The organism is Promicromonospora kroppenstedtii DSM 19349, assembly GCF_000515355.1.
Classification (GTDB): domain Bacteria; phylum Actinomycetota; class Actinomycetes; order Actinomycetales; family Cellulomonadaceae; genus Promicromonospora; species Promicromonospora kroppenstedtii.
Window position 1 is genome coordinate 1,975 of the sequence record NZ_KI911727.1, and the last position, 3,566, is coordinate 5,540.

Below are 3,566 nucleotides of genomic sequence, written 5' to 3' on the forward strand. Positions count from 1 at the left end.
GGCCTGGCCCCGGCCGCGCGCAACGTGCTGCTGCGCGCGGCGGGCGAGCGGCTGTTCCGCGCGAACTACCGGGGCATGCACCCGGCCCCCTGACCGGGGCCCTAGCGCTGCGCCGCCGGGCGCACGATGATCTCGTTCACGTCGACGTCCGCGGGCTGGGCCATGGCGAACGAGATCGCCCGGGCGATCGCGTCCGCCGGGATGAGGTTGCGGCGGAACGACCTCATGTAGGTCTGCGCGTCCGGGTCGGAGATGTGCTCGGCGAGCTCGCTCTCGACCGTCCCGGGCGTGATCGTGGTGGCCCGGATGCTCGGGTCGGACTCCATGCGCAGGCCTTCGGTGATCGCCCAGGCCGCGAACTTCGTGGCCGAGTACACCGCCGACGTCGGGTACACCTCGTGCGCCCCGATCGACGCGACGGTCACGACGTGCCCGCCGCCCTGCCGCCGGAAGTGCGGCAGCACCGCGGCGATGCCGTGCAGCAGCCCACGCACGTTGACGTCGATCATGCGGTCCCACTCGTCCAGCAGGAGCGCGTCGAGCCGGGACAGCGGCATGACGCCGGCGTTGTTCACGATGACGTCGATGCGGCCGTGGTCCTGGACGATCGCGTCGACGGCCGCGCGCACGGCAGCGGCGTCGGTCACGTCCAGGCTCAGGGCGGTGGCCCGGCCGCCGTCCGCCCGGATCTTCTCCGCGACCGCGTCGAGGCGGTCCGTGCGCCGGGCGCCGAGAACGAGGTCGTGGCCCTCCGCCGCGAGGCGGACTGCCGTGGCCTCGCCGATGCCGCTGCTGGCGCCGGTGACCAGAACGGTCTTGGGGGTGTCTGTCGGTGTCGTCATGGCTCCAGGCTCGGTCGCCGCGCGTCGGTCCGGAAGGGCGCCGTCCTCCTGGGTGCGGCACACCCTGGATGGACGCCGGCGGCCGTCGTACCGTCTGGGCATGACCTCCTCCCCGCTCGGCGACTACCTGCGCGGCCGGCGCGACCGGCTCATGCCCGAGGCCCTCGGCCTGCCGGTCCACGGCCGGCGCCGCGTGGCCGGACTGCGCCGGGAGGAGGTGGCCATGCTGACGGGGGTGAGCGTGGACTACTACGTGCGCCTGGAGCAGGGGCGCGAGACGAGCCCGTCACCGCAGGTGCTCGATTCCCTGGGCGAGGTGCTCCGGCTGGACGACGACGGCCGGCAGCACCTCTACCGCCTCGCCGGCCTGAGCCCCCGGCCGGTGCCGCCTGCGCCGGTCGAGGAGGCGGACGACGCTCTCCTGGAGCTCATGCTCTCGTGGATCGGCAGCCCTGCGCTCGTGTTCGGCCGCGCCTTCGACGTGCTCGCGACCAACCCGCTCGCCGAGGCGCTCTTCGCCGGGTTCCCGTTCTCGCGGAACCTGACCCGCGCGACCTTCCTCGACCCCCGCGCGCGGACCTTCTACCCGGACTGGCACCTCGTCGCGGAGAACACCGTGGCCGGGCTCCGGCTCGCCGACGGGCTCATGCCCGGGGACCCCCGGATCCGGGGCGTCGTGGACGAGCTGCGGGTCAAGAGCCCCGACTTCGTGGCGATGTGGGAGCGCAACGACGCCCGGGGCAAGCGGCTGGACGTGAAGCGGTTCCGGCATCCCGAGGTGGGTTCCCTGGAGCTGCGGGTGCACGCGTTCGACGTGCGGGGCTCCACCGGGCAGCAGCTCGTCGTCTACCACGCCCCGGCCGGTTCGCCGTCCGCCGAAGGGCTGGCGTTGCTGGGGACGCTGGCGGCCACGCGGGGGATCGGCTGACGCCGGCGGCGTCTTCTATCCTTGACCCGTGGCAGACCGGATCCCTACGGGAGTACCCACCCGACCAGGGCCCAGGCCCAGGGTCGTCATCCCGTATCCCCGCCTCTCGCCGGGACTGCGCAGCTACTTCGCGACCGAGGGCGGGGGAGCGACGCTCCTGCTCGCGGCATCGGCGATCGCGCTCGTGTGGGCGAACGTGGCGGGAGGCTCGTACGAGGCCGTGTGGGAGACGCCGGTCAACCTCACGGTCGGTACGTGGGAGCTGCACCTGTCGCTGCACCACTGGGTCAACGACTTCCTCATGGCCGTCTTCTTCCTGGTCGTCGGCGTCGAGGTCAACCGGGAGCTCACGGTCGGCGAGCTGCGCAGCTTTCGTGCCGCGTCCGTGCCGCTCTTCGGGGCGATCGGCGGGCTCGCCGTGCCGATCGGCATGTACCTGCTGATCAACCCGTCCGGGCCCGACGCCGCCGGCTGGGGCCTGCCGATGTCCACGGACACGGCGTTCGTCATCGGTGTGCTCGCCCTGGTCGGGCCGCGCTGCCCGGACCAGCTGCGCATCTTCCTGCTCACCCTGGCGATCTTCGACGACATCGGCGCCATCGCCCTGCTCGGCATCTTCTACTCCGACGCGCTCATGGTCGGGGCGCTCGTGCTGGCGGCGGTGCTCGCCCTCGTCCTGTTCGCGATGCGCTGGATCGGCATCTGGCAGATCGCGCCGTACCTGCTGGTGGGCGCGGTCCTGTGGGTCGTCGTCCTGGAGTCGGGGCTGCACCCCACCCTTGCCGGCGTGGTGGTGGGCCTCGCTGTGCCGACGGCGCGCCGTGGGCACGACGACGAGGCGCGCTGGTACTTCCGGGTCTACGGACGCGCCCTGATGGAGGAGCTCGACCCCGCCCGGTCCCGGCTCGCGGTCAGCGCCGCGCGGTCGGCGGTCCCGACGAGCGACCGGCTGCTCGACGCGCTGCACCCGCTGAGCTCCTACGTCGTGGTGCCGGTGTTCGGGCTCGCGAACGCAGGTGTGGTGCTGTCCGGCGAGTCGATCAGCGCCGCCGTGTCCAGCCCCGTCACGCTCGGCGTACTGGTGGGCCTGGTGCTCGGCAAGGGGATCGGCGTCTTCGCGGGTGCGATGGTTGCCCTGGTGAGCGGGCTGGGCACCCTGCCCGGCCAGGTGCGATACGGGCATCTCGCCGGGGGCGCCTTCCTCTGCGGCATCGGCTTCACCATCGCACTCTTCGTCAGCGAGCTCGCGTTCGACGACGAGGCGCTGATCAACGAGGCCAAGGTGGGCATCCTGCTCGGGTCCCTGCTGGCCGGCGTCATCGGCGCGGTGATCCTGCGGTACTTCGGCGACCGCCTGCCGCTGTGCTCGCCCAACGAGGCCACGGGCCCGCCGCCGCTGCCGGAGGGCGTGTGGCGCTCGCCGGTGTGAGCGAGGGCCGGCCTGAGGCAGGTTGCGCAGCTGCACCGCCAGCGTGCACCATCGTCAGCGCCGCGGCACGGGTGCCTCGCGGGGGCGCGTTCCGCCGTCGGCCGATTCCCCTTCGAGGCCTAAGTTTCTTCGCTTTGACGCGCCTGAAAGCGAAGAAACTTAGGCCTCAAGGAGGAGTGGGACCGATGGTCGGTAGGTTCGTCCGCGGTCAGTCGGCGAGGAACGCTTCCAGGGCACGCAGGTGCTCCTGAACCGGGCCTGCCGTCAGGAATCCGCTGCCCGCCGCGATCTCGTCGGCGGCCGGGGCCAGGGCCGCTCGGGCACGTTCGGCCATGCGCCGGTCGCCCACCGCGACGGCGGCGCGGCC

At 72.7% G+C, this 3,566-nt stretch carries 3 protein-coding genes; 2 read left to right on the forward strand and 1 reads right to left on the reverse strand.

Going from position 1 to position 3,566, the window contains the following annotated elements; genetic code table 11:
- Positions 1-101 precede the first annotated feature (101 nt).
- On the reverse strand, positions 102-842 hold the full coding sequence (locus PROKR_RS21500) for an SDR family oxidoreductase (protein WP_036967184.1): 741 nt from the start codon (positions 840-842) through the stop codon (positions 102-104).
- 100 nt (positions 843-942) lie between these two features.
- On the opposite strand from PROKR_RS21500, the gene PROKR_RS21505 reads away from it, so the two are divergent.
- The gene (locus PROKR_RS21505) at positions 943-1,770 is read left to right on the forward strand and encodes a helix-turn-helix transcriptional regulator (RefSeq protein WP_036967186.1); all 828 of its coding nucleotides are present in this window, start codon (positions 943-945) and stop codon (positions 1,768-1,770) included.
- Positions 1,771-1,798: 28 nt separating this feature from the next.
- Complete coding sequence (gene nhaA / locus PROKR_RS21510; RefSeq protein ID WP_245605918.1) at positions 1,799-3,199, forward strand: Na+/H+ antiporter NhaA; 1,401 nt, start codon at positions 1,799-1,801, stop codon at positions 3,197-3,199.
- Positions 3,200-3,566 lie beyond the last annotated feature (367 nt).